Source organism: Amycolatopsis sp. A133 (assembly GCF_031082405.1).
Classification (GTDB): Bacteria; Actinomycetota; Actinomycetes; order Mycobacteriales; family Pseudonocardiaceae; genus Amycolatopsis.
This window is the reverse complement of sequence record NZ_JAVHJU010000050.1, coordinates 1-25,832: the sequence shown is the minus strand read 5'-3', so window position 1 is coordinate 25,832 and position 25,832 is coordinate 1. Positions and strand designations below refer to the sequence as shown.

Genomic DNA, 25,832 nt, shown 5'->3' with positions numbered 1-25,832 from the left:
GTGCTCCCTCCACGCTTGAGCCGGGGAAATGGTTGAGTCCAATCCTCATTCAAGTACATGAACGCAAATCGAGTCTATGTTTCCTTGTCACGTATGGGTTAGCTTGGCCGCCGTTGGTCCCGTCCGACGGCGAGGGAGACTCGATGCGCACCGGCCCGCTCGTATTCGCCGTGGTCCTGGGGTTGGCGCTGGGGGTGCCGGCGGCCGCGCAGGCGCAACCCTGGCGCGACGCCCGCCAGTCACCCGACCGCCGCGCCGCGGAACTCGTCGCGGCGATGACGCTCGACGAGAAGATCTCCCAGCTGCACCTGCAGCCCGACGCCGAGCACCAGCGGTTCGTGCCGCCGATCCCGCGCCTGGGCGTGCCCGGTTTCCGGATCGCCAACGGCCCGGCCGGCATGGGCCCGGCCGACGACAAACCGCAGAAACCGGCGACCGCGCTGCCGGCCACCATGGCGCTGGCGTCGACGTTCGACACCGACGTCGCGCGCCGGTACGGCCGGCTGATCGGCAGCGAAACCCGCGCGCTCGCGCACCACGTGTCCGAGGCACCCGACATCAACATCGCCCGCGTCCCGCGCAACGGCCGCACGTTCGAGGGCATGGGGGAGGACCCGGTGCTCGCCGGGGCGCTGGCCGCCGCCGACATCCGCGGCATCCAGGAGAACGGCACCATCGCCGAGGTCAAGCACTACGCGGCCAACAACCAGGAGACCCAGCGGTTCACCATCGACGAGCACATCGACGAGCGCACGCTCAACGAGATCTACCTGCCGCACTTCGAGCAGGCGGTCACCGAGGGCCGCGCGGGCGCGGTGATGTGCGCGTTCCCGAAGATCAACGGCGTTTTTGTGTGCGAGAACCCGGAGCTGCTGCAGGGCAAGCTCCGCCACGACTGGGGGTTCAAGGGGTTCGTCCAGTCCGACTGGGGTGCCGCGCACAGCACCGTCGGCTCGGCGAACGCGGGCATGAACCTCGAAATGATCGACGGCACCTGGTACGGCGAGAAGCTGAAGCAGGCCGTGCTGGCCGGGCAGGTGACCGAGCGGCGCGTCGACGAGCTGCTGCTGCCGCGGTTGCGCACGATGTTCGCCTTCGGGCAGTTCGACCACCCGCCGGTCGCCTCGCCGCTGCCGACGGCCCGGCACGACGCCGCCGCGAAGGAGTTCGCCGAACGCGGCATGGTGCTGCTCCGCAACGAACGCGCCCAGCTCCCGCTCGACCCGGCCGTGCAGTCGATCGCCCTCGTCGGGCCGTTCGCGACCAAGGCCAAGACCGGCGGCGGGGGCAGCTCGGCCGTCATCCCGACGTCCACAGTGGACCCGCTGCCGGGGCTGCAGCAGCGCGTCCCGGGTGCGGTGATGACCCTGGACGACGGCAGTGACGTGGCGCGCGCGGCCGCGCTGGCCCGGACCGCCGACGTCAGCGTCGTGATGGTCGGGGACAACGAGACCGAGGGCAAGGACCGGCCGGGCCTGGCCCTCGAGGGCAACCAGGACGCCCTGGTGACGGCCGTCGCCGAGGCCAATCCGCACACGGTGGTCGTGGTGAAGAGCGGTGGTCCGGTGCTCATGCCGTGGGCCTCGCGCGTGCCCGCGATCCTCCAGGCGTGGTACCCCGGCCAGCAGGACGGCGCGGCGGTGGCGGGCGTGCTCTTCGGCGACGTCAACCCGTCGGCGAAGCTGCCGATCACGTTCCCGGCGGCGGAGGCGGACACGCCGGCGAACACCCCGGCGCAGTTCCCCGGCGTCGACGGTGTCGCGACGTACTCCGAGGGCCTGCAGGTCGGCTACCGGTGGTTCGACGCGCAGGGGCGCACCCCGCTGTTCCCGTTCGGCCACGGCCTGTCGTACACGACGTTCGCCTACTCCGGGCTGTCGGTGCGCACCACCGGCGACGGCGCCACGGCGACGTTCACGGTGCGGAACACCGGGCAGCGGGCGGGCGCCGAGGTCGCCCAGCTGTACGTGGGCTTCCCGGCGGCCGCGGGCGAGCCGCCGCGCCAGCTCAAGGGCTTCGAGCGGGTCCCGCTGGCGCCGGGGCAGTCCCGGCGGGTGACGATCCGGCTGGACGCGCGCGACTTCTCCGTCTGGGACACGGCGAGCCACGGGTGGCAACCGGTGCGCGGCGCGTTCACCGTGTCCGTCGGTGGCTCGTCGCGGTCCCTGCCGCTGCAGGCCCCGCTCGTGCGGAGGTGAGCGGTCAGGCCTTGCAGCCGGGCGCGCTCGCGGCGGCGCGCATCAGCTCCGGGGACTCCGCGACCGCCCCGACCGGGTCGTACGTGCCGTCGACGTCCTGCTGCGCTTGAGCGAGGGCCTCGGCCGCCGGGTGCTGGGACGCCTCGTCGCCGGGTTTCGCCCGGTCGAGCGCGGTCTTCGCGTCCGCTGCGCGATCACGCGCCTTCGCGTACTTCGCGGCGAACGCCTGCCGCACGGTGTCGCCGAGCGGAACCGGCGCGGCGGGCAGCGCGGCCAGCTTGCGGGCGGCCTCCCCGGTCCGGGCCGCGATCCCGCCCAGCGTGGCGCTGAGCTCCTTCTGCGCGTCGGCGACCGAGCCGGGCGTCGGCCGGGCGGGCCCGGCTTCGCGGTTGGTGCGCTCCCGGTAGCCGTTGACCGCGGCGCAGAAGCCGTCCATCCACCGCACGGCGGCCGGATCGGCCGGGGTGCTCCCGGCCGGGCTGCTCGCGGCGGCCGGGCTCGGGGAAGCGGACGGCGGGCTCCCGGCGGGCCTGCCCGCGCACGCGGTCAACAGCAGGCAGGCACCGAGCACGGCGGCAGCGATCTTCATGGGGTCCCCCTCGCGTTTCCGGGTACACGCGCGAGCGGCCCGGACGGTTGCATCAGGCGGCGGCCGGCGTCCCGTCGAGCATCCGCAGCCCATCGGCGGTGAGCTCGGCCCGCGTCCACTGCCCGACGGCGACGACCCGGGTGGGCCGGATCAGGCCGTCCCGGGCCAGCTGGTGCGCGGTGGCCTGGTCACAGCACGGCAGGCCGTCGACCCGCAGGTCGGGTTCACAGCTGCAGGTGAGTTCGGCCCGCCCGGCCCCGACGGCCCGCAGCATCGCCATCGCCCGGCGATTCAGTTCGGTGGTCATGGTCATCCCCCTCAGGTGGTTCCGACTATGAGGAGACGTGACCGCGGTCACCGAATACGCGAGTTTTGCGAGGTTCCCCCGAACGGTGCACGCGGTTTGCGACTTCGGAAGTCCCCGATGACCCCGCTTCGGCCGGCGAACCCAGAAAGCCGGAGCCTCAGAGCCGTTCCTGCAGCGCATCCGCCGCCGCGAGGAGATCCGCCGCCCAGCGCGCGCCCGGTTTCCGGCCGATCCGCTCGATCGGGCCCGAAACCGACACCGCCGCCACGACCGTCCCGGCCGAGTCGCGCACCGGCGCCGAGATGCTCGCCACTCCCGGCTCGCGCTCCGCCACACTCTGCGCCCAGCCCCGCCGCCGGACCTCCAGGAGCGTCCGCTCGCCGAAGACCGCGTCCGCCAGGATCGTGCGCTGCGTGTGCGGGTCCGCCCAGGCCGCGAGCACCTTCGCGCCCGATCCGGCCGTCATCGGCAGCCGCGAACCCACCGGGACCGTGTCGCGCAGCCCGCTCGGCGGCTCCGCCGTCGCCACGCACACGCGCTGGATCCCGTCGCGCCGGTACAGCTGGACACTTTCGCCCGTGACGTCGCGCAGCTTCGGCAGCACCACGCCCGCCGCGTCGAGCAGGGGGTCCGTCGAACCGCCCGCGAGCTCGGCCAGCGCCGTACCGGGGCGCCAGCGCCCGTCCGGACCGCGGCGCAGCAGCCGGTGCACCTCCAGGCCGACCGCGAGCCGGTGCGCGGTGGCCCGGGGGAGGCCGGTCCGCGTGCACAGTTCCGCGAGGCCGCAGGGGTCGTCCGCGACCGCCTGCAGGACGGCCACTGCTTTGTCCAGTACTCCGATACCGCTATGCTGTCCCACGACCCGATACTAGCGTCCCGCACTTTGGGAAGTCCAGCATCTGGGAAAACCCTGAACTCGAGCTGCGCCCTCCTTCGCGGCTCGCATCCGGTTCCGCAGGTGCGCGCCCGAGTTCGTCGACGAACCGTGGAAGGAGCCGGAGATGACCAGCCCGACCGGCAAGGCCCGCACGCTGGCGGAGAAGGTGTGGGAAAGCCACCTCGTGCGCCGAGGCGAAGGCGCCGAACCGGACCTGCTCTACATCGACCTCCACCTGCTGCACGAAGTCACCAGCCCGCAGGCCTTCGACGGTCTCCGCCTGGCCGGGCGGCAGCTGCGCCGCCCCGACCTGACCATCGCGACCGAGGACCACAACGTCCCGACCGTCGACATCGAGCTGCCCATCGCCGATCCGGTCTCGCGCACCCAGGTCGACACCCTTCGCCGCAACTGCAAGGAGTTCGGTGTCCGGCTGCACCCGATGGGTGACGCCGAGCAGGGCATCGTGCACGTCATCGGCCCGCAGCTCGGCCTGACCCAGCCCGGCATGACCGTGGTCTGCGGCGACAGCCACACCTCGACCCACGGCGCGTTCGGCGCCATCGCCTTCGGCATCGGCACGTCCGAGGTCGAGCACGTGATGGCCACCCAGACGCTGCCGCTGCAGCCGTTCAAGACGATGGCGATCACCGTCGACGGCGAGCTGCGGCCCGGCGTCACGGCGAAGGACATCATCCTCGCGGTGATCGCGAAGATCGGCACCGGCGGCGGCCAGGGGTACATCCTGGAGTACCGCGGCTCGGCCATCGAGGCCCTCTCGATGGAGGCGCGGATGACCGTCTGCAACATGTCGATCGAGGCCGGCGCCCGCGCCGGGATGATCGCCCCGGACGAGACGACGTTCGCGTACCTGAAGGGCCGCCCGCACGCCCCGCGGGGCGCGGACTGGGACGCGGCGGTCGAGAACTGGCGGCAGCTGCGCACCGACGACGGCGCCGGGTTCGACGCCGAGGTGCACCTGGACGCGAGCGCGCTGACGCCGTTCGTGACCTGGGGCACCAACCCCGGCCAGGGCCTGCCGCTGGGCGCCGAGGTGCCCGACCCGGAGCAGATCCCGGACGAGAACGACCGCGTCGCCGCCGAGAAGGCGCTGTCCTATATGGACCTCAAGCCCGGCACGCCGCTGCGGGACATCGCGGTCGACACCGTCTTCCTCGGCTCCTGCACCAACGGCCGGATCGAGGACCTGCGGGCCGCCGCCGAGGTGCTGCGCGGCCGGAAAGTGGCGGACTCCGTCCGCATGCTGGTGGTTCCCGGCTCGATGCGGGTCCGCAAGGCCGCCGAGGACGAGGGCCTCGACCAGGTCTTCACCGAGGCGGGCGCCGAGTGGCGCCAGGCCGGCTGCTCGATGTGCCTCGGCATGAACCCGGACCAGCTGAAGCCGGGCGAGCGCAGCGCGTCGACGTCGAACCGCAACTTCGAGGGCCGGCAGGGCAAGGGCGGCCGGACGCACCTGGTCTCGCCGCTCGTGGCCGCCGCCACGGCCGTCCGGGGCACGCTGTCGTCGCCGGAAGACCTGCTGACCGCCGCCCGCTGACCCTTTTCGAGGAGCTACTGCCATGGAACCGTTCACCCAGCACACCGGCATCGGCGTCCCGCTGCGCCGGTCCAACGTGGACACCGACCAGATCATCCCGGCGGTCTACCTCAAGCGGGTGACCCGCACGGGCTTCGAGGACGGCTTGTTCGCCGCCTGGCGCGGCGACCAGGACTTCATCCTCAACCAGGAGCCGTTCTCGCGCGGCAGCGTGCTCGTCGCGGGGCCGGACTTCGGAACCGGTTCCTCCCGCGAGCACGCCGTCTGGGCGCTGATGGACTACGGCTTCAAGGTCGTCATCTCCGCCCGGTTCGCCGACATCTTCCGCGGCAACTCCGGCAAGGGCGGCCTGGTGGCCGCGCAGTGCGAGCAGCAAGACGTCGAACTGCTCTGGAAGCTGCTGGAGAACGAGCCCGGCACCGAGGTCACGGTCGACCTCCAGACCAAGACCGTGCGGGCCAAGGACTTCACCGCGCCCTTCCAGATCGACGACTACGTCCGCTGGCGCCTGCTGGAAGGCCTCGACGACATCGCTCTCACGTTGCGCCATGCCGGTGAGATCGACAGCTTCGAGGCGAGCCGCCCGTCCTGGAAGCCGACGACGACGCCGGTGACCGCCGGCTAGCCCGCTCCGGGGGCGGGATCACTTGTCCTGCAAGTGATCCCGCCCCTGCTTCGTCTTTGCCGAACGGCTCGGCGTGAGCCCCTTACCGGGGTCCGGCGTTCGTCGGAACCCGTCCCGGGGCAAGGGAAAGTTCCGCGAGCCGGTTGGAATTTGTGCTGCCTTGGTAATACCGTTGTCGCCAGCCGGCCGACGCGGCCGTGGATCCTTCCTGGAGGACTGGACATGGCCAACAAGGCCCAGCTGATCGAGGCGCTGACGGAGCGCCTGGGCGACAAGAAGGCCGCTTCCGAGGCGGTCGACGGTCTGGTCGACATCATCATCCGGACGGTCAACAAGGGCGAAAAGGTCAACATCACCGGCTTCGGGGTGTTCGAGAAGCGCGCCCGCGCCGCGCGGACGGCCCGGAACCCCCGCACCGGCGAAGCCGTGCGGGTCAAGAAGACCAACGTCCCCGCCTTCCGCGCCGGCACCACCTTCAAGGACGTCGTTTCGGGCGCGAAGAAGCTGCCGAAGGCCACCCCGGCCAAGCGCACGACCACAAGCACCCGCCCGGCGGCGGCCACATCCCGCACGGCGGCGGCTCCGAAGCCGGCCACGACGCGGTCGACGACCAGCCGGACTCGGGCGACGGCGGCGAAGCCGGCGGCCACGGCCCCGGCCAAGGCGGCCCCGAAGACGGCGGCGGCGAAGCCGGCGACCACGCGGGCCAAGGCGGCTCCCAAGGCAACGGCCGCGAAGTCGACCACGGCGAAGGCGACGGCCGCGAAGACGACAGCCGCGAAGTCGACCACAACGGCGGCGAAGACCACGGCGGCGAAGACGACCACGGCCCGCAAGACGACGGCGGCCAAAGCCCCAGCGGCCAAAGCCCCGGCGAGGCGGAGCTCGGCCGCGGCGAAGAAGGACTGAGCCACCCGCTGAGCCGCTGCTGTTCGCCCAAAACTGTCGGACCCCTGCGGTAACGTGAAATCCGGGGGACCCCCAGGAGGCGACCCCTCGTTAGGCGAGCAAGTTTCCGGCAGGGCCCCGCGTGACGTGCGCGGGGCCCTGCCGCATGTCCGGGCCGGTGCGGCAGAAGCGATCCGCGCGCCGGACGGTCGGCGCAGGTACGGGAAGCGTCAGCTGGCGTACGCAGACGGTTCGGTCGCGTACGGGAAGCGGCGGCTGGCGTGCGCAGAAGGCCGGCTCGCGTACGGAAGCGGCGGCTCGCGGATCTCAGGCGGCGCGGCCGAAAGATCACTCACTGCCAGCACACACTCCCGAACCAGCCCCGCGCGTCACCCGCTCGGCCCAACCCCACGCCCTGGACCGGTTCCGCCCAATTTCGCAAAGTTGCTTGAGCGCCCGGCCGAGTGATGCCACGCTGCGTTCCTCGGGGCCCGCGTCCGGCGGGGCCGGCGGTGCGCGAGGCGAACCTGGGGGCGACCACCATCGACATCCGGCTGCTCGGCCCGTTCCAGGTGCTCGTCGACGGCTCGCCGATCGTGCTGACCAGTTCCCGCCAGCGCGCGCTGCTCGCCACGCTCGCGCTGGCCGCCGGCCGCCTGGTGTCGATCGATGCCCTTGCCCGGGGAGTGTGGGGCGAGACTCCGCCCGCGCACATCCGGGGCAGCCTGCAAACCTACGTCATGCGCCTTCGCCGGCTCTGCGGCGAAGAAACCGTCGTCACCGAACCGGACGGGTACCGGCTGGTCGTCGACCCGTCCCGGGTGGACGCCCTGCGCTTCCTCCAGACCCTCGACCGGGCCGCCGCCGCGACGGAACCCGCCCACCGCCGAGAACTGCTCACCGCCGCGCTCGATGGCTGGGGCGGGGTCCCCCTCGAAGGGGTCGGCTCTCCCGCGCTGGCCGCCGAATGGGAGCCGCTGCTGACCGAGCGGTACCTGTTCGCCGTCGAACAGCGCATCGACCTCGATGCCGGGCTCGTTCCCGACGCCCGGCTCGTCGCCGAACTGACCGACCTCGTCGCCCAGCACCCGCTGCGGGAGTCGTTGTGGGAACGGCTGGTGCGCGCCCTCGCCCGGTCCGGGCGCCGCGCCGAAGCTCTGGCGCGCTACGCCGGGCTGCGTGCGTTGCTGGCCGACGAACTGGGCGTCGAACCGGGTGAAGACCTTCGCCGCCTGCACGCCGAACTGCTCGCCGCCGACGCCGGACCGGCCGTCCACACCGTCCCCCGGCAGCTGCCCTTCGACGTCGCCGGCTTCACCGGACGCGGACCCGAACTCGCCGAACTCGACCGGCTCCCGCCCGGGGGCGCCTCCGGCATCGTCGTCGTCGAAGGCACCGCGGGGGTCGGGAAGACGTCGCTGGCGGTGCACTGGTCCCACCGCGTGCGCGATCGCTTCCCCGGCGGCCAGCTGTTCCTCGACCTGCGCGGCCACTCCGCCGAAACCCCGGTGGCGCCCGGCGCCGCGCTGGCCGGCTTCCTGCGCGCCCTCGGCGTCCCGCCCGAGACGCTGCCTTCCACAGTGGAGGAACGCTCGGCGCTGCTGCGCAGCAGGCTGGCGGGCAGCCGCACCCTCATGCTGCTCGACAACGCGCGCGACGCCGACCAGGTCCGTCCGCTCCTGCCCGGGCCCGGCAACCTGGTCGTGGTGACCAGCCGCAACCAGCTGCGCGGCCTCGTCGCCCGCGACGGCGCCCGCCGCATCGCCTTGCGTTCCTTCGACGACCGCGACGCGACCGCGCTGCTCGCCGGCAGCGTCGGGTCGCAGCGCCTCGCCGCCGAGCCCGGCGCCGTCGCCGAACTCGTCCAGCTGTGCGGCCGCCTGCCGCTGGCGCTGGCGCTGGCCGGGGAACGCGCGTCCCGGTTTTCCGGCGTCTCGCTCGCCGGAATCGTCGAAGAGCTCCGCGACCAGCGGCTGCGGCTCGACACCCTGCGCGACCCCGAGGACGCCGGCACCGACCTGCGCGCCGCGTTCTCCTGGTCGTACAAAGCACTGCGCCCGGCCGCGGCCCGCTTCTTCCGGCTGCTCGGCCTGCACCCCGGCCACGGCTTCAGCCTGTCGTCGGCCGCCGCGCTCGCCGGTGCCGACCTGCGCGAAGCCCGTGAACTCGCCGACCAGCTCGCCGCCGCGCACCTGCTCAACCAGCCCGGCACCGACCGCTACCAGTTCCACGACCTCCTGCGCGTCTACGCCGGCGAACTCGTCGAAACCGAGACGACGGCGGACGAGCGCGCGGCGGCGCTGCGCCGGCTCGTCGACTGGTACCTCGCCAGCGTCGCCGAAGCGAACAAGCTCGTCCGCCCCGACCTGCTCACCGAGGACATCACGCTCGAGCCCGCGCCGCTGCCCGCCGTCCGCTTCGCACAGCACGAGCAGACGATCGCCTGGTACACCACCGAACGCCAGGCGCTCACCGCGCTCGTGGGCATCGCCGCCGGTCACGGCTGGACCGCGCACGCCTGGAAACTCGCGTGGCTCCTGCGCGGGTTCTTCGCCGAGCGCCACGACCGCGACGACTGGATCACGACCGCGCGCACGGCGGTCGCCGCCACCCGCGACGCGGGCGACAGCACCGGTCTCCAGTACAGCGCCAACAACCTCGGCTCGGCCTACCTGCGCACCCTCCAGCCCGACAAGGCGATCGAGGCACTGGAGGAAGCGCGCGCGGCGTCCGAGACCGGCGAGGGCAGCACGCTGACCGTGGCGATCCTGTCCAACCTCGCCGGCGCGTACTACGTGCGGGCCGAATACGCCGAGGCCGAACGCCACGCGCTCATGGCGGTCCACCTCGCCCGCGACCACGGCCAGCGCACGTTCGTGCCGCACGCGCTTCTCAACGTCAGCGCGAGCCGCATCGGCCTCCGCGACTACGACCACGCGGCCGAAGCCGCCCAAGCGGCCCACGAAGCGTTCGCCGAACTCGGCGACCGCTACCACGCGGCGCTCGCGCTCGGGAACGTCGCCGAAGCGCTCGAAGGAGCCGGCAGGCACGACGAAGCGGAGAAGGCGGGCCTCGACGCTCTCGCCGAGCTGAAGGAGCTCAACGCGGACTACGGCACGATCGACGTCCAGATCACGTTGGGCCGCCTCAAGCACCGCACGGGCCGGGAGCGCGAAGCGGGTGATCACTGGGCCGAGGCGCTGACCGTCAGCCAGCGCCTCGGCGATCCCCGCGTGGCGGAGATCCAAGCCCTGCTGGCCACGGTGCCATCGGAAAGGCACCCGGCCCGGGATGCGCCGTACCCCTAGCCCGGCGCAGCCCAGCGGGACCCAGACCAAGTACACCAAGATCGACTGTCACGGCGCTGTCGTGAGCGACGGCGCCGGTGGGTACGGTCCGCCACGGACCCCCGCTCAGGAGTGGCTGGGGGAGGGGACCGGGAGCGCGCTCGGGTGGTAGTCCGCCGCCACCAGCAACGGACCCTCCTCGGCCGTCGGCGGGCGGAACGACAACACCCAGAACGAACCCTTCTTGCTCGGCACCACCCCGCCGCGCGCTGCCGGGAGCTCCACGCCGTCGCGGTCCGCCAACGCGCTCACCAGGTCCGGGATCACTCCGCCCTGGCTGCACACCACCGGTGTCCCGCCGTCGCCGGCCACCGCCAGGAGGCGGGCCATGCCCAGGACCGGGTCCGGCCAGTAGCCCTCTTCCGAGAACAGCGGCTCGTGGCGCACCTCGGCCGCCACGTCCTCCGCTACTGCGTGCACCGTCTGCACGCACCGCAGCCTCGGTGCCGACAGCACCCGGTCCGGTGCGAACAACGCCAATACCCGCCGCAGCGCCGTGGCCTGCCGCCGGCCCGCCTCCGACAACGGCCGGAGGTCGTCGTCGCCGGACCACTCGTCGCGCTTGCCCGCCTTGGCGTGCCGCACCAGCAACACCGTCGTCAAGCCCACCGGCAGCTCGCAGAACGCCCGCAATACCCGCACGTCCTCCGGCCGCGTCAGCAGCTTCTCCGCCGTCGCCGGGTCCAGCCAGCGCAGCTCGTCGACCTCGTCGTTCGCCGCGAACCCGCCGGACACCGCTTCCGCGGCGAAGTAGTCGACCGTCTTCGGCACCGTTCCGGCGCCGTTTCGCGACGGGACCGGGTAGGACGTGCGCGTCAGGTAGCGGCCCAGGACCGCCCTGAACCCGGTCTCCTCGCGCACCTCCCGCACCGCCGCCTCGGCGATCGTCTCGCCCGGGTCGAGTTTTCCCTTCGGCAACGACCAGTCGTCGTACCGCGGGCGGTGCACCAGGGCGACCTCCGCCGCCCGCCCGGCGAGGCGCCACAACACCGCGCCGGCCGCCCGTACCTCCTGGGTCATCCGGCGGCTCCGTGCAGCTTCGCCAGCTCGAGCTGGTGGTCACGCACGCGCGAGCCGTCCGCCGGGAACGGTGTCCACTCGCCGCTCGCGGTCAGCACCCAGCAGCGCGTCGCCGGGTCCAGCGCCGAGTCGAAGATGTTGTCCAGCTGCGCGGTCAGCTTCGGGTCCTTCACCCGCACCAGCGCCTCGATCCGCCGGTCCAGGTTGCGGTGCATCATGTCGGCGCTGCCGATCCAGTGCGTGCCGCCCGCGCGGAAGTGGAAGACCCGCGAGTGCTCCAGGAACCGGCCCAGCACCGACCGGACGTGGATGTTTTCCGACAACCCCTCGACACCCGGCTTCAGCGTGCAGATCCCGCGCACGACGATCTCGACCGGCACCCCGGCCTGCGACGCGTGGTAGAGCGCGTCGATGATCTGCTCGTCGACCAGCGAGTTGCACTTGATCCGGATCCCGGCCTGCTGCCCGGCCCGCGCGAGCTCGATCTCCTCGCCGATCGCCCGGACGATGCCGCGGCGGATGCCGTGCGGCGACGTCAGGATCGTCCGGTAGGTGTCCTGCCGCGAATACCCGGTCAGCACGTTGAACAGGTCGGTGACGTCCGCGCCGATGCTCGGGTCGGCGGTGAACAGCCCGATGTCCTCGTAGAGCCGCGCCGTCTTCGGGTTGTAGTTGCCGGTGCCTATGTGGCAGTAGCGCCGGATCGTCGAGCCCTCCTGGCGCACGATCATCGACACCTTGCAGTGCGTCTTCAGCCCGACCAGGCCGTACACGACGTGCACGCCCGCGCGCTCCAGCGTCCGCGCCCAGGTGATGTTGGCCTGCTCGTCGAACCGCGCCTTGATCTCCACCAGCGCGACGACCTGCTTGCCCGCCTCGGCGGCGTCGATCAGCGCGTCGACGATCGGGGAGTCGCCCGAGGTCCGGTACAGCGTCTGCTTGATCGCGAGGACCTTCGAGTCGGCCGCCGCCTGCTCGATGAACCGCTGCACGCTGGTCGAGAACGAGTCGTACGGGTGGTGCACCAGCACGTCGCCCTCGCGCAGCGTCGCGAAAACGCTCTTCGGCGTCTCGCGCTCGCCGAACGCCGGGTGCGTCGCCGGGACGAACGGCCGGTCCTTGAGCTCCTTGCGGTCCACAGCGGACAGCTGGTGCAGGCAGGTCAGGTCGAGCAGCCCGGGCACCTCGACGACGTCGGCCGGGTCGACGTCCAGCTCGCGCAGCAGCAGCTCGAGCATGTGCTCGCTCATGTCCTGCGCGACCTCGAGGCGCACCGGCGGGCCGAACCGGCGCTGCGCCAGTTCGCGCTCCAGCGCCTGCAGCAGGTCCTCGTCGCGGTCTTCGTCGACCTCGAAGTCGGCGTTGCGGGTGACGCGGAAGACGTGGTGCTCGGTGACGTCCATGCCGGTGAACAGCTCACCCAGGTGGGCGGAAATGAGCTCTTCGAGGGGGAGGAAGGTCGCCGTCCGGCTGGTGCGCTCGGTCTCGACGCGCATCAGGCGCGGCACGTTGCTCGGCACCTTCACGCGGGCGAAGCGCTCAGTGCCGCCCTCCGGGTCGCGGACCGTCACCGCGAGGTTGAGCGAAAGGCCCGAGATGTAGGGGAACGGGTGCGCCGGGTCGACGGCCAGCGGTGTGAGGACCGGGAAGATCTGCTCGGAGAAGTAGCTGGACAGCCGCAGCTGGTCGGCGCCGGCCAGGTCGGCCCAGCCGACGATGTGGATGTCCTCCTCGGCCAGCTGCGGGCGCAGGTGCTTCTCGAACGCGCCGGTCTGGCGCTCGACGAGGTCCTGGTTGCGCTTGGCGATGTAGCCGAGCTGCTCGCGCGGGGTGAGCCCGTCCGCGCTGCGCACCAGCAGGCCGGTCTCGTCGCGGCGCTTCAGGCCGGCGACGCGGACCATGTAGAACTCGTCCAGATTGGACGCGAAGATGGCGAGGAACTTCGCCCGTTCGAGCAGCGGCTGCGACTCGTCCTCGGCCAGCGCGAGCACGCGGGCGTTGAAGTCCTGCCACGACAGCTCGCGGTTGAAGTACCGGTCGTCCGGCAGCGTCTCGACGGCGGTCGGCGCGGCGGTGACCGCGGGCGGCGCCGACGGCACGGACCGGAACTCTTCGGCGCCTCGCGGGTTGCCCTGCGTGGAGCTGCGGCGCCGCGTCGTCGCCGGCGTGGCGGCCGCGGCGGTGGTCTTGCGGGTGCGCGACTTGCCGGCGGTGGCACGGGCGGCGGTGTCGCGCGCGGTGGACTTCGACGGGACCTTCTTGGCCGCGGTGGCCGGTTTTGCCGGCGTCGTCTTCTTCGCCGTCTCCGAAGATCCGGTTGCCGGGTTCCGTCGCCTCCGCGGTGCGGGCGTGCCGCCGTCGTCTGTGCTCACAGCCCCCATTCTTCACTACGTGACGCGGAATTGCGCAGACCGCGGTGAAGGTCGGATGAACAGCTCAGTGCGTTACCGCACATGGTGTGCCGCGGTGTGTTTCCCGACACCCAGGGCGCGCGCGTGGGCGAGGTCGCCGGGGGTGTCGACGTCGCTGCGCAGGCTCGGCAGGGCCTGGTGCAGGGGGATCGCCCCGGACTCGGCGTGCTTCCGGGCCGAGCCGGGGCCGAACCGGGGATCGAGGGGCTCGCCGGGGGCGGCCAGCAGCAGGGTGGTGCCGGTGCCCTGGCGATCGGCGACGAAGGCGCGCCTGCCGGCGGCCTCGGTGAGGGCGGCCGTGAGATCGCCGGCGCGCAGGGCGGGGAGGTCGGCTTGCAGTGCGCCGACGAGGGCGGCCGGATCGTCGGCTTTCAGGAGGGCTTCGCCGTGGCGGAAGGCGGCGTTGAGGGTCTTTTCGGCGGGTTCGGCGACGATCTCGACGCCGAGTTCGCCCAGCTCGGCGACGGCTTCGGGATCCGCGGCGACGAGCAGCACCCGCCTGACGCGCGCACTCGAGGTCACGGCGGCGAGCGTGTCGGCGGCCAGCGCCAGTACCAACCCGGGGTGGTGGTCCGCCTCGACGGCACCACGCAGCCGCGACTTGCCGTCGCGGGGGTGTTTCATCGGCACGACCAGATCCACGTCCACGTGTCCATCTTTACCCGAAAGCCGAGGGAGGTGTCGGCGGGCCGGGTGGGTTGTCCACAGGCGACGGGGGTTGTGGACAGCTTGGGGACCGGAGGCGGACCCGCGTGACCCGGCTGGTGCCGAGCGCCCGCCCCGCCGAGGCCTTGACGACCGCCTGAACCCACCCCTGGCCAGGCTGAACCGACCCTCCCTGGACTGCTCCGAGAGCGGCGCGGCAGGATCAACGCCGGACGTGACGCGTGGAGGAGGACAACGTGGCCCGGCGTGAGAAGGGCGGCTTCTGGGTGGGGCTCGCCGCCGCACTGTTCTACCCGCTCACCGGCATCGGGCGGCGGGTCTACGTCGGGGCCGGGAAGATCCCGCGGCAAGGGCCCGCACTGCTCGTCATGAACCACATCTCGCACTTCGACCCCGTCGTCGACGCCGTGTTCGTGCACCGGCAGAAGCGGGTTCCGCGGTTCCTCTTCAAGGAGAGCCTGACGCGCGCACCGATCCTCGGCCCGATCGTCTCCGGGTCCGGGCAGATTCCCGTCTCGCGGGGCTCGGCCGCCGCCGGGGACAGTCTCAAGGCCGCTCACGAGGCGCTCGAGCAGGGCAAGCTTGTCGTCATCTACCCCGAGGGCACCATCACCAAGGACCCGGCCGGCTGGCCGAAGGAGTCCTTCACCGGCGCCGCGCGGCTCGCGCTGCAGAACGACGTTCCCATCATCCCCATCGCCCGCTGGGGCACCAGCCAGATCTTCGACGGCTACACGAAGAAGTTCACCCCGTTCCCGCGCAAGACGATCACCCACTCCGTCGGCGACCCGCTCGACCTGTCCGCCTACCGCGGCGGCAACAGCCGCAGTGCGACCAAGCTGCGGGAAGTCACCAAGGTCATGATGGACGAGGTGACCCGGCTGCTCGCCGACATCCGGCACGAGGAACCGCCGCCGTCGAAGCCGGAGGACCCCGCCTGATGCGCGCCGAGGTGCAGCGGGTCACCGTGCTCGGTGCCGGTTCGTGGGGCACCGCCTTCGCGAAGGTGCTCGGCGACGCGGGCCGGGACGTCACGGTGTGGGCGCGCCGCGACCAGGTCGCCGAGGACATCCGGGACCGGCACACGAACAGCGCCTACCTGCCCGGCGTGGACCTGCCGGAGAACATCACCGCCACCAGCGACCCGGCGAAGGCCCTCGGCGACGCCGAAGCCGTGGTGCTGGCCGTGCCCAGCCAGAGCCTGCGGGCCAACCTGACGTCGTGGCGCGGCCTGCTGCCGCCCGGCGCGATCCTCGTCAGCCTCGCCAAGGGCGTCGAACTCGGCACGCTCAAGCGGATGAGCGAGGTGATCGGCGAGATCGTCGGCATCAACGACGGCGACGTCGTCGTCGTCACCGGGCCGAACCTGGCCAAGGAGATCGCCGCCGGTCAGCCGTCCGCCTCCGTGCTGGCCTGCGCCGACCACGAACGCGCCGTCGCGATCCAGCACGCCTGCGCCAACTCCTACTTCCGCCCGTACACGAACACCGACGTCGTCGGCTGCGAACTGGGCGGCGCGTGCAAGAACGTGATCGCGCTCAGCACCGGGATGGCCGCGGGCCTGGGCCTCGGCACCAACACGATGGCGACGCTCATCACCCGCGGCCTGGCCGAGATGGCCCGCCTCGGCGCGAAGCTGGGCGCCGACCCGCTCACGTTCGCCGGGCTCGCCGGCGTCGGCGACCTGGTCGCGACGTGCTCGTCGCCGCTTTCGCGCAACCGCACCTTCGGGGAGCGCCTCGGCCGCGGCGAGACCCTCGAGCAGGCGCAGGCCGCGGCCGGCGGGCAGGTCGCCGAGGGCGTCATGTCGTGCTCGTCGATCCGGGCGCTGGCCCAGAGCGTCGGTGTCGACATGCCGATCACCGACGCGATGCACCGCGTCTGCCACGAGGGCGTCGACCCCCGCCAGGCCGGCGCGGAGCTGCTCGGCCGGTCCCGGAAACACGAATGGTCCTGAAACGTCGCCCGGATGGTGGGAGCGGCTTGACCGGGCGGGAAGCGGCTGGAACTCTGGTCGCCATGTTCGCGTATGGCGTGTCTGAGCTGCGGGGCCTCGCCGGCCTCCGCTCCGCCGTGCGCGCGTGTCGCTGTTGTCGGTGAACCCAGCCCCGGCCCAGCTCGACTCCCTTTTCTTCCCGTGAGGACCCTCATGTTCGCCGTTCCGGACAACACCCTGCTGCGTCCCGAAAACCCCGCGCTGCGCCACCCCGTGCGCGTCGCGCTCGAGGTCGCCGCCGACCGCGAACGCTGGCGCCACCTGCTGCGCTACGACCCCGAAGAGCGCTTCGCGACGCTGGTGTCGAAGGACGAGCAGCAGGAGGTGTGGCTGATGAGCTGGCTGCCCGGCCAGCGCACCGACCTGCACGACCACGCGTTCGCCAGCGGCGCGTTCACCGTGGTCAGCGGCCACCTCACGGAGGCCGTGGCCCGCCGGGCGCCGGACGGCCGCGCGGTCACCGAGCTGCACGCGCTCGCGGCGGGCCAGTCGCGGGTGTTCGGGCCGGGGTACGTGCACGAGGTCCGCAACGACGGCCCCGACCCGGCGATCTCGGTCCACGTCTACCGCGACGCGGAGCGCGCCATGCGCCCCTACCACCTCGACGCCCTGGGCGGCCCGGTCCTGGACTGAGCACCTCAGTCCAGGTCGCCGCGCGAGCGGAACTCCTGCTCGATCCGGGACCGGTCCGCGCCGGCGGCCAGCAGCGCGTGCAGCAGGATCCGCGACTTCCGCGCGTCCAGCCAGCCCGCCATCGTCGCGCCCATCGCGATCAGGCTGGACTCCGAGCCGTGGAAGCCGTACGTCGACCGCAGCGTCGGGCCCGCCCCCGTCCGCGAGGCGACGACCACCGGCAGCGACGGCACCAGCCGGGAGATCACGTCGGCCGTGCCGGACGAAACGTGCCCCACGCCGGTCGCGGCAACGACCACACCGCGCACCTCAGGCTGCGTGGCCACGGAAGAAAGCACCGCGCCCGAGTCGTCGAGACCCGCCTCCACCACGGGGACCAGGCCGCCGAAGTCGTCGCCGTCGAGGGACGGCAGCCGCGGCGGCGACGGGTGGAACCAGTGCACCGCGTGCTCGACGACCATGCCCAGGGGCCCCGCCGGCATCGAGGAGAACGCCTCCAGGTGGTTCGAATGCGCCTTCCGCACCCAGCGCGCGGAGTGGACGTCGTCGTTGAGCGTGACCAGCACGCCCCGGCCGCGGCTGCGCGGATCGGCGGCGACGGTCAGCGCGTTGCGCAGGTTCGCCGGGCCGTCCGGGCTGAACAGGCCGGCGTTGCGCATCGCCCCGGTGAGCACCAGCGGGACGTCCGACGGCCAGTGCAGGTCCAGGAAGTAGGCCGTTTCCTCGAGCGTGTCGGTGCCCTGGACGACGACGAACCCGTCGGCGTCCTGGCGCAGGCCCCAGTCGCGGCACCGCAGCAGCGTCGCGAAGTCCAGCGACGCGCTGCCGATCCCGGCGAGGGTCTCCGCCAGCACGTCCATCGGCAGGTCGCCGAGGCCGCCGAGCAGCTCGGCCGCGCCGAACCGCGGAACGGCACCGCCGCCGTCGACCGGGGCCATCGAGATGGTGCCGCCCAGCGTGGCGACGGCGATCAGGGGACGTGCCATGCCGCCACCCTATTCAGCCGGTCCCGGCCGCGAACGAGTCCGTCACGACGTCGCCGCGCGCTCGGCCGCGCTGCGCAGCACGCAGAACTCGTTGCCCTCCGGGTCGGCGAGCACGGCCCAGCCCGTGCCGTCGGGGTTGCGGCGGTCGTCGATGAGCGTGGCGCCCAGGCCCAGCAGCCGCTCGACCTCCTCGTCGCGCCGGATGTCCGGCTGCAGGCACAGGTGGAGGCGGTTCTTCACCGTCTTCGGCTCCGGGACGCGCAGGAAGAGCAGCGTCGTGCCGTCGTTGAGCTCGACGCCGACCTCGTCGTCGCCGGGGGAGTCGGTGCCGGGGATCGGCTTGCCGGTCACCTGGCTCCAGAACCGGCACAGCGTGTACGGCTCGGCGCAGTCGACGGAAATGTTCAGCACGGACGACGGCATGGCACTCCTCGAGGTGGGGTGCCGCCGAGTGTGGCCCAGCCGCCGGAGGCGGGCGAACCGTTTTACGAAGCCAGCGCCAGGCCCGCCGTCCGGTGCACGCGGCGGCTGTCGTCGACGATGAGGATCTCGCAGTCCGGCCGGTCGGCCGCCCAGGTGATGCCGTCGGTGCCCATCGCGAACGCCGCGGTGGCCAGCGCGTCCGCGGTCACCAGGTCGCCGGCCACGACGGTGACGCTCATCAGGCCGGTCGCCGGGGTGCCGGAGCGGCCGTCGAGGATGTGGGAGCCGCGCTCGTACGCCGCCGACGTCGCGATCGCGCCGTTGCGCGACTCCAGCACCGCGCACACCGCGAGGGGCTGCTCGGGGTGGCGGACGCCGACCCGCCACGGTCGCCCCGGCTGCGGTTCGCCGGCGGTGACGACGTCGCCGCCGGCGTTGAGGCAGAACGTCGTCGCGCCCTCGGCCTTCAGCAGGTCGGCCGCGCGCTGCACCGCCCAGCCCTTGACGACCGCGCACGGGTCGAGGCCGCGGCCGGGCAGCCGCGCGCGGAACGCGCCGCCGGAGAGCTGCTCGTAGTACGCGCAGAGTTCCAGCACCTCCAGGAGGTCGTCGCTGAGCTCGGCGGCCGTCAGCTCGCCGCGGTCGTACCGGCTGACCTCGCTGTCCTCCTTGAAGGGGCTGAACCGGGCGTCGACGTCGCGGAACCACGCGAAGACGTCGTCGACGACCTCGGCGAAGTCGCCTTCGTCGCGCAGGTCCAGGGAGATCGGCAGGCCCATCACCTGTTCGACGCGGTTGGTCATCGGGTTCCCCTCGCGTCGATCGCGGCCTGCAGCGACGTCTTGTACGACTCGCTCGTCTCGGTCGCGCCGGTCACCGTGTCGATGTCGGCGCTCTGCGCCTGGATCGCTTCTTCCTGCAGCCGCGGGAGCGCGGTGAGCGACCGGCCGCTGTCCGGGGCCTGCAGCAGGGTGATCGCGGTGAGCCGGGCGCCGGTGAACGTCACCTGCACCTGGACGGTGCCGTACCGGCTCGACTCGGCGCTGCCCTGCGTGGTCACGGTCTCGGCGGTGCCCCGGGTGGCGGGACTGTCCGAAGCAGACGGAGCAGGCGACGGGGACGACGCCGGGGACGACGGGGACGACGCTGGGGACGACTCAGTCGGAGCGGCCGATGTGGACGGTGCGCTGACGCTCGGCGGCGGCGCCTGCGCGACGGCGGCGGTGTTGTGCACCGGTCCCGGCTCGAACCGCCAGACCGCGATGAACCCGGCTATCGACAGCGCGACGACAAAAATGGTCTTCTTCACGACAACTCCCCCTAGGCCGCGAGGCTGAAACGTTCGGCGTGGACCTGGGCGTTCGGCACGCGCAGCTCGCGCAGGCTGCGCAGCACGGCGGAAGTCATCCCCGGCGGGCCGCAGACGAACACGTCCCGCTCGTGCACGTCCGGCACCATCATGTGCAGGTTCGCCGGCCCGAGCATCACGCCGCGCGGCCCGACCGCCTGGTCCGGTCCGGTGAGGAGACTGACGACGGCGCCGCGGGCCTTGGCCAGCTCGTTCAGCTCGGGCAGCAGCACCGCGTCGGCCTGGTTGCGCACCCGGTACAGCACGACGACGTGGCCGTCGATGTCCTCCAGCAGCGCGCGGATCGGTGTGATCCCGACGCCGCCCGCCACGAGCAGCGCGTTTGGCCGCTGCTGGTGGATCGTCGTGAAAGCGCCGTACGGGCCTTCGGCGAACACACGCGTCCCGACGCGCAGGTTGCGCAGCCCGGCGCTGGAAGCGCCGAGCGCCTTCGCGGTCAGCCGCAGCGAACGGCCGTCGGGGGCGGCCGACAGCGAGAAGGGATTGGCCTGCCACCAACGGTCCTTCGTCAGGAACCGCCACAGGAAGAACTGCCCCGCCTTGGCCGGCATCTTGTCCAGGTGCTTGCCGGACATGTACACCGAAACGACGTCGGGGGATTCCGAAACCACCGCCGTGACGCGCAGCTGGTGACGCAGGTTCCGCCACAGCGGCAGCACGACGCGCCCGGCGAGCACGGCGGCTCCGGCCCCGAGCCACAGCGTCCACCAGTATGCCTTCGCCGATTCCGAGCCGGCGAACGACTGGCCCAGCGCGATCTGGTGCGTGAACGCCAGCAGCACCGCAGCGTAGGTGTAGAGGTGGATGAAGTGCCACGTCTCGTAGGCGAGCCGCTTGCGCGCGAACTTCGCCGAGACCGCACCGACGACGAGGATCACGGCGAAGGCGACCAGCGCCCGCAGGATCCCCTCGAGGGTGTCGGCCATCTCGACCAGCTCGTCGACGACGCCCTTGTCCGAGACTTCCGCGTAGCCCATGGTGATGAACACCAGGTGCGCCAGCAGGGTCCAGAGGATCGTGAAGCCGGTCCAGCGGTGCCACGAGGTCAGCCGGTCCATCCCGAGCCGGCGGTCCAGCCAGGGCAGCCGGGCGACCAGCAGCAGCTGGAACGCCATCGCCAGCGCGCCGTACACCCCGGCGAGCCTGCCGATCGTGATCAGCACGTTCTGCGACACCCCGGCCTGCACGAACAGGACGGTGACGGCGGCCACGTTGGCGCCGAGGAAGAGGAAGAGGCCGGATTTCGCGGCGATCCGGGGGCGGATCGCCGGGCGCGCGGCCTCGGCGGTCTGCGTCATGGTGGTCACACGGATCCCCCTTCGGTTCGGTTCACGATGGCCAGCCTCGTCACGCAGCCTGTGGCGAGTCTGGGTGCCGGCTGTCGGCTTCCTGTCGGCCGCCGTCTCCGTTCGCCCGCCGCCCGCGGGCCGGGAGAAGATGGAGCGGTGCAGACCCCCGACCCCGTGCGCCTGCTCGTCGTCGACGACGAACCGCACATCGCCGACCTCGTCGCCACCGTCGCCCGGTACGAGGGCTGGCAGGCGATCACGGCCGGGTCCGGCCAGGCCGCGCTGAGCCGGGCCGCGGAGTTCGGGCCGGACATCGTCGTGCTCGACCTGATGCTGCCCGACCTCGACGGCTTCACCGTGCTCGACCGCCTGCGGGCGGGCGGCAACGCGGTGCCCGTGGTCTTCCTCACGGCCAAGGACGCGACGGCCGACCGGATCGCCGGGCTCACCCGCGGGGGTGACGACTACCTCGTGAAGCCGTTTTCGGTCGAGGAGCTGATGGCGCGGCTGCGGGCGGTGCTGCGGCGCAGCGCCGGCGTCGCGCACCAGCCCGAGGCGCGCGGGGCCGTGCTGCGGGTCGGCGACCTGACCCTGGACGAGGACACCCGCGAGGTCCGCCGCGGCGACCGCCTCGCCGAGCTGACCCCGACCGAGTACGAGCTGCTGCGCTACCTCATGCGCCGCTCGCCCGCGGTGCTCACCAAGGCGCAGATCCTCGACCACGTCTGGGAGTACGACTTCGGCGGCCGGTCCAATGTGGTCGAACTGGTCGTCTCGCACCTGCGGCGCAAGCTCGACGCGGGCGACGGCGAGCCGCTGATCCACACCGTGCGCGGCGTCGGCTACGTCGTGCGGCAGGCCCACCGGTGACGGGCGTCCTCCGCCGGTGGTACGGGGCCTGGCAGCGCACCCGGCTCGGCACCCGGATCACCCTCGGCCTCGGCGCGCTCGCGCTGGTGGTGTTCGCGGCCGTCGGCGTCACGACGGTCGGGATCATGCACGGCTACCTCGACCGGCGGCTCGACGAACAGCTGTCCAAGAGCCAGAACACGCAGCTGCCGCTCCTGCGCGAGACGCACGGCTCGCCGCAATCGGTGTACTCGTGGTACTCGGCGCTGTACAAGATCCAGGACGGGGTCGCCGTCCCCGAGCCGGGCGGCCGGCTGCCCGGCGACGCCAAGCAGCTGGCGAAGATCGCCGCCGAGGCGGCGGGCGGCGACGTCACCCGCACGATCTACCTGCGCGACGACGGCCCGTACCGGGTCCGCGCGTGCCCGGTCGACACCGACTCGGTGCTGCTGTCCGCCGCGCCGCAGAAGGACCTCGACGGCACGGTCCGGCAGCTCATCGGGGTGGAGGTCGGCGCGTTCGCGCTGGCGCTGGGCGTGCTGGTGGTCGTGGGACGGCTGGTGCTGCGCCGCGGCCTGCGCCCGCTGGCCGACATGGCGGGCACCGCGCACGACATCGCGTCGCACGACCTCACGGCGAATCCCGCCCTGCCGGTGCGTGCGGCGGGCACCGGCGGCGGCGCCGAAGTCGAAGAGCTGCGGACGGCGTTCAACGTCATGCTGGCCCACATCGACACGTCGCTGGCCGCGAAGACCGAAGCCAACGAACGGCTGCGCCGGTTCGTCGCGGACGCCTCGCACGAGCTGCGGACACCGCTGACGTCGATCCGCGGGTACGCCGACCTCTTCCGCTACGCCGCGGCGAACGAGCCGGCGGAGCGCGAGGCGCACCTGGCGAAGATCCGCGAGGAGACCGCGCGGATGACTGTGCTCGTCGACGACCTCCTGCTGCTGGCCCGGCTCGACGCGCGGGCCGCCGAGACGCCGTTGCGGCCCGAGCGCGCCGACCTGGCCGAGCTGGCCGGGGACGCGGCGGACGCGTTCGCCGCCGGACGGCCGGACCACCCGCTGACGTCGGCGCTTTCGACGGCTTTTGTGGACGCCGATCCGGTGCGGCTGCGCCAGGTGCTGGACAACCTGCTGGCCAACGCCGCCGTGCACACCCCACCCGGGACCGCGGTGCACGTCGAGGTGACGGCTTCGGGGGACGAAGCCGTCGTGCGGGTCACCGACTCCGGGCCCGGCATCGCGCCGTCCGATCAGGAACGGATCTTCGACCGGTTCTTCCGCGTCGACGACTCCCGCACCCGCGGCAACGGCGGCACCGGGCTCGGGCTGTCGGTGGTCCAGTCCCTGGTCACCGCGCACGGCGGCACCGTCTCGGTGGCTTCATCGCCGGGCCGGACGACCTTCAGCGTGCGGTTGCCGCTCGCCCCGGTCGTGAGTGGTAAGGCGGGTTAGAACCCTCTTTTCCACTCACGACCGGTGACGTGCGGCGGTACGGTCCAGCCGGGGGAGAGGTCTTCGGACGGCTCGGGCACGCCGTAGACCGTCCGCACCGGCAGCACGCCGGCCCAGGCGGTGTCCGCTTCGACGTCTTCGGGCTCGTCGTCCGGGCCCTCGGCGCGCATCTTCACCGACGCCTCGGCGAGGTCCAGCGCGAGCACGGACACCGCGGCGAACTCCTTGGTGTTGACCTCGCGCGCGTGCGCCCACGAGCCCGGCGCGAGGTGGTCGGTGAGCACCTTCAGGCCGTGCATCTTCGCTTCGGCGTCGAGGACCGGTTTCGCCTGGCCGAGGATGACGGCGCTGCGGTAGTTCATCGAGTGGTTGTTCACCGAGCGGGAGTAGACGATGCCGTCGAGCAGCGTCACGGTCACGCAGACGTCGAGGCCGCGCGTCGCCGTGCGGAGGCTGGCCGCGCCGGTCGAACCGTGCAGGTAGAGCGTGTCGCCGTCGCGGCCGTAGCCGGTGGGCAGGACCAGCGGCACGCCGTCGCGGACGATCCCGAGGTGGCAGATGAGGCCTTCGTCCAGGACGGCGTGCAGCGCGGAGCGGTCGGTCAGGGCGCGGTGCTTCTTGCGGCCGAGCGTGGTGCGGGGCGTGGTCGACAACATGCGACCAGCGTCTCCCGGCGCAGTGGCCTCGGAAAACGGCCACTTCTCGTACACTTGGGAAGTCCACTTGAGGAGGTCCCGTGTCCCACGCCGACACCGCGCTCCCGGTCAGCCTCGACCGTGCGGCGGTGACCCCGCTGGCCGTCCAGCTGGCCGACGCGCTGCGCGAAGCCGCGGCGAGCGGGCACCTGCGCGGCGGCGACCGGCTGCCCTCGACGCGGGCGCTGGCCGGCCGCCTCGGCGTCAGCCGCACGGTGACGTCGGCGGCCTACGAGCAGCTGCACGCCGAGGGCTGGATCGCGGGGCGGCACGGGTCCGGCACGTACGTGACGACTCCGCCTTCGGTTTCGGCGTCCGAGGTCCCGGCGCCCGCTGTGCCCGCTCCCGAGGCCGCTCCTGCTCTGTTGCTCGACCTCGGGCCGGGCACCCCGTGGGCGGCGGGGCTCGACCGAGCGGCCTGGCGCCGCGCTTGGCGGGCAGCGGCGGACCCCGAGCCCTTGGTGCGCGCCCACCGCGCGGGGCTGCCGGAGTACCGGGCGGCGGTGTCGGAGCACCTGCTGCGTCACCGCGGCTTGGCGGCGGGATCGGTCCTGGCGACGGGCGGCACGACGGCGGCAGTGGTGGAGCTGGCGGCGGCGGTGCTGGAGCGCGGGGACGTCGTCGCCGTCGAAGAGCCGGGCTACCAGCGGGCGGTGCAGGCGTTCCGCCGGGCGGGGATGCGGGTTGTCGGCGTGCCGGTGGACGGGGAGGGGTTGCGCCCGGAGGAGATCCCGCCGGGGGCGCGGGCGGTGTATTGCTCGCCGGCGCACCAGTACCCGATGGGCAGCAGGCTGAGCGCGGCGCGGCGGGTTTCGCTGGTGGAGCGGGCGCGTTCGTCCGGGATGCTGGTGATCGAGGACGACTACGACGGCGAGCTGCGCTTCGACGTGGCGCCGCTGCCGATGCTGGCGGCGCTGGCGCCGGACGTGGTGGCGCACCTCGGAACGACTTCGAAGATCCTCACGCCGACGCTGGGCGCGGGCTGGATGGTGGCACCGGAGGCGATCACCTCGGCGGTGCTGGCGTACCGCGATTCGACGGGCACCCGGCCGTCACCGGCGGGACAGCGGGTGTTGTACGAATTCGCGCGAAACGGGGATCTGGGACGTCACCTGCGGAAACTGCGCCGCGAGCTGGCGGAGAGGCGGACGTTGCTGGCGGGTGCGCTGTCATCGGCGGGGATCCCGGTCCGCGGCGATGATGCGGGGGCGCATCTGGTGGTGCCGTTTTCGTCGGCTCCGGTGGAGGCATCGGTGATCGCGGCGGCCGAGCGGCGGGGGATCCGGCTCGACGGGCTGGCGCGGCACTTCGCCGGTTCGCCTTCCGCGTATGGGGTGGCGCTCGGGTATGCGGGGTGTTCGCGGGAGGCCTTGGTGGCGGCTTTGCCGACGCTGGTGGCTTTGCTGCGGTGAGGCTTGGTGTCCACAGGGTCGCCGTGATGTGGACAGCTTGGGGTGGGGTGGGGGTTCGGCGGGCTTTTGGGCCGGGCGGCGGGGATATGGTCAATTCGGTGGTGGTTCCCCCTGGGAGGGCGGGGTCTGTTCGGGGGTGGCCGGCGGGCGCTTTGTGGTGTGGGCCGGGCAGTGTGGGCCGGGCAGTGTGGGCCGGGCAGTGTGGGCCGGGCAGTGTGGGCCGGGCAGTGTGGG

23 protein-coding genes are annotated in these 25,832 nt (G+C 72.5%); 11 read left to right on the top strand and 12 right to left on the bottom strand.

The window, feature by feature from the left end; genetic code table 11:
• Window positions 1-143: 143 nt before the first annotated feature.
• Window positions 144-2,198 (top strand): glycoside hydrolase family 3 C-terminal domain-containing protein, encoded by a 2,055-nt coding sequence (locus Q5425_RS30065; RefSeq protein WP_308675711.1) that lies wholly within the window; start codon window positions 144-146, stop codon window positions 2,196-2,198.
• Between the two features lie 4 nt (window positions 2,199-2,202).
• Here the strand turns inward: Q5425_RS30065 and Q5425_RS30060 are convergent, their stop codons facing one another.
• The 3 genes from Q5425_RS30060 to Q5425_RS30050 all read right to left on the bottom strand — a co-directional run bounded on the left by Q5425_RS30060 (window position 2,203) and on the right by Q5425_RS30050 (window position 3,953).
• Window positions 2,203-2,787 (bottom strand): hypothetical protein, encoded by a 585-nt coding sequence (locus tag Q5425_RS30060; RefSeq protein ID WP_308675710.1) that lies wholly within the window; start codon window positions 2,785-2,787, stop codon window positions 2,203-2,205.
• Between the two features lie 52 nt (window positions 2,788-2,839).
• Window positions 2,840-3,094 (bottom strand): hypothetical protein, encoded by a 255-nt coding sequence (locus Q5425_RS30055; RefSeq protein ID WP_308675709.1) that lies wholly within the window; start codon window positions 3,092-3,094, stop codon window positions 2,840-2,842.
• Between the two features lie 157 nt (window positions 3,095-3,251).
• Window positions 3,252-3,953 (bottom strand): IclR family transcriptional regulator, encoded by a 702-nt coding sequence (locus tag Q5425_RS30050; RefSeq protein WP_176172366.1) that lies wholly within the window; start codon window positions 3,951-3,953, stop codon window positions 3,252-3,254.
• Window positions 3,954-4,095: 142 nt separating this feature from the next.
• Between Q5425_RS30050 and leuC the strand changes: the two genes are divergently transcribed.
• From leuC to Q5425_RS30030, 4 genes are all read left to right on the top strand, one after another.
• On the top strand, window positions 4,096-5,529 hold the full coding sequence (gene leuC, locus Q5425_RS30045) for a 3-isopropylmalate dehydratase large subunit (protein ID WP_308675708.1): 1,434 nt from the start codon (window positions 4,096-4,098) through the stop codon (window positions 5,527-5,529).
• Window positions 5,530-5,551: 22 nt separating this feature from the next.
• Complete coding sequence (gene leuD / locus Q5425_RS30040; protein WP_308675707.1) at window positions 5,552-6,154, top strand: 3-isopropylmalate dehydratase small subunit; 603 nt, start codon at window positions 5,552-5,554, stop codon at window positions 6,152-6,154.
• Between the two features lie 222 nt (window positions 6,155-6,376).
• Window positions 6,377-7,063 carry an HU family DNA-binding protein gene (locus Q5425_RS30035; RefSeq protein WP_308675706.1) on the top strand — a complete coding sequence of 229 codons (687 nt, stop codon included), beginning with the start codon at window positions 6,377-6,379 and terminating at the stop codon, window positions 7,061-7,063.
• 491 nt (window positions 7,064-7,554) lie between these two features.
• The gene (locus Q5425_RS30030; RefSeq protein WP_308675705.1) at window positions 7,555-10,350 is read left to right on the top strand and encodes a BTAD domain-containing putative transcriptional regulator; all 2,796 of its coding nucleotides are present in this window, start codon (window positions 7,555-7,557) and stop codon (window positions 10,348-10,350) included.
• Between the two features lie 105 nt (window positions 10,351-10,455).
• On the opposite strand, the gene Q5425_RS30025 is transcribed toward Q5425_RS30030, so the two are convergent.
• From Q5425_RS30025 to cofC, 3 genes are all read right to left on the bottom strand, one after another.
• Complete coding sequence (locus Q5425_RS30025) at window positions 10,456-11,409, bottom strand: NUDIX hydrolase (RefSeq protein WP_308675704.1); 954 nt, start codon at window positions 11,407-11,409, stop codon at window positions 10,456-10,458.
• Window positions 11,406-13,790, bottom strand: coding sequence for an RNA degradosome polyphosphate kinase (locus Q5425_RS30020; RefSeq protein ID WP_308675703.1), 2,385 nt, complete (start codon window positions 13,788-13,790; stop codon window positions 11,406-11,408). Before Q5425_RS30020 ends, Q5425_RS30025 begins: the two co-directional genes overlap by 4 nt.
• A 63-nt stretch (window positions 13,791-13,853) precedes the next feature.
• On the bottom strand, window positions 13,854-14,468 hold the full coding sequence (gene cofC / locus Q5425_RS30015; RefSeq protein ID WP_308675702.1) for a 2-phospho-L-lactate guanylyltransferase: 615 nt from the start codon (window positions 14,466-14,468) through the stop codon (window positions 13,854-13,856).
• A gap of 239 nt (window positions 14,469-14,707) precedes the next feature.
• Here cofC and Q5425_RS30010 point away from each other — a divergent pair, with 239 nt between their 5' ends.
• The 3 genes from Q5425_RS30010 (at window position 14,708) to Q5425_RS30000 (ending at window position 17,115) form a co-directional block, all read left to right on the top strand.
• Window positions 14,708-15,427 (top strand): lysophospholipid acyltransferase family protein, encoded by a 720-nt coding sequence (locus tag Q5425_RS30010; protein ID WP_308675701.1) that lies wholly within the window; start codon window positions 14,708-14,710, stop codon window positions 15,425-15,427.
• Window positions 15,427-16,443 (top strand): NAD(P)H-dependent glycerol-3-phosphate dehydrogenase, encoded by a 1,017-nt coding sequence (locus Q5425_RS30005; RefSeq protein ID WP_308675700.1) that lies wholly within the window; start codon window positions 15,427-15,429, stop codon window positions 16,441-16,443. The genes Q5425_RS30010 and Q5425_RS30005 overlap by 1 nt, the downstream gene beginning before the upstream one ends.
• A 192-nt stretch (window positions 16,444-16,635) precedes the next feature.
• A complete protein-coding gene (locus tag Q5425_RS30000; RefSeq protein WP_308675699.1) occupies window positions 16,636-17,115 on the top strand; it encodes a cysteine dioxygenase family protein in 480 nt (159 codons plus the stop codon).
• A 5-nt stretch (window positions 17,116-17,120) separates the two neighbouring features.
• Here Q5425_RS30000 and Q5425_RS29995 read toward each other — a convergent pair whose 3' ends face one another.
• The 5 genes from Q5425_RS29995 to Q5425_RS29975 form a co-directional block, all read right to left on the bottom strand.
• A complete protein-coding gene (locus tag Q5425_RS29995; protein ID WP_308675698.1) occupies window positions 17,121-18,101 on the bottom strand; it encodes an asparaginase in 981 nt (326 codons plus the stop codon).
• Between the two features lie 42 nt (window positions 18,102-18,143).
• Window positions 18,144-18,524 carry a VOC family protein gene (locus Q5425_RS29990; protein WP_308675697.1) on the bottom strand — a complete coding sequence of 127 codons (381 nt, stop codon included), beginning with the start codon at window positions 18,522-18,524 and terminating at the stop codon, window positions 18,144-18,146.
• Between the two features lie 62 nt (window positions 18,525-18,586).
• Complete coding sequence (locus Q5425_RS29985) at window positions 18,587-19,327, bottom strand: FAD:protein FMN transferase (RefSeq protein ID WP_308675696.1); 741 nt, start codon at window positions 19,325-19,327, stop codon at window positions 18,587-18,589.
• On the bottom strand, window positions 19,324-19,833 hold the full coding sequence (locus Q5425_RS29980; RefSeq protein WP_308675695.1) for an FMN-binding protein: 510 nt from the start codon (window positions 19,831-19,833) through the stop codon (window positions 19,324-19,326). The genes Q5425_RS29985 and Q5425_RS29980 overlap by 4 nt, the downstream gene beginning before the upstream one ends.
• Before the next feature lie 11 nt (window positions 19,834-19,844).
• Window positions 19,845-21,191 (bottom strand): ferredoxin reductase family protein, encoded by a 1,347-nt coding sequence (locus Q5425_RS29975; RefSeq protein WP_308675718.1) that lies wholly within the window; start codon window positions 21,189-21,191, stop codon window positions 19,845-19,847.
• A 147-nt stretch (window positions 21,192-21,338) separates the two neighbouring features.
• Here Q5425_RS29975 and Q5425_RS29970 point away from each other — a divergent pair, with 147 nt between their 5' ends.
• Both Q5425_RS29970 and Q5425_RS29965 read left to right on the top strand, forming a co-directional pair.
• On the top strand, window positions 21,339-22,052 hold the full coding sequence (locus tag Q5425_RS29970) for a response regulator transcription factor (RefSeq protein ID WP_308675694.1): 714 nt from the start codon (window positions 21,339-21,341) through the stop codon (window positions 22,050-22,052).
• Window positions 22,049-23,491, top strand: coding sequence for a HAMP domain-containing sensor histidine kinase (locus tag Q5425_RS29965; RefSeq protein ID WP_308675693.1), 1,443 nt, complete (start codon window positions 22,049-22,051; stop codon window positions 23,489-23,491). Before Q5425_RS29970 ends, Q5425_RS29965 begins: the two co-directional genes overlap by 4 nt.
• On the opposite strand, the gene Q5425_RS29960 is transcribed toward Q5425_RS29965, so the two are convergent.
• Window positions 23,488-24,147 carry a pyridoxamine 5'-phosphate oxidase family protein gene (locus Q5425_RS29960; RefSeq protein WP_308675692.1) on the bottom strand — a complete coding sequence of 220 codons (660 nt, stop codon included), beginning with the start codon at window positions 24,145-24,147 and terminating at the stop codon, window positions 23,488-23,490. The genes Q5425_RS29965 and Q5425_RS29960 overlap by 4 nt on opposite strands.
• An 80-nt stretch (window positions 24,148-24,227) precedes the next feature.
• Here Q5425_RS29960 and Q5425_RS29955 point away from each other — a divergent pair, with 80 nt between their 5' ends.
• Window positions 24,228-25,598: a PLP-dependent aminotransferase family protein gene (locus tag Q5425_RS29955; RefSeq protein WP_308675691.1), complete on the top strand. Its 1,371-nt coding sequence runs from the start codon at window positions 24,228-24,230 to the stop codon at window positions 25,596-25,598.
• Window positions 25,599-25,832: the final 234 nt, after the last annotated feature.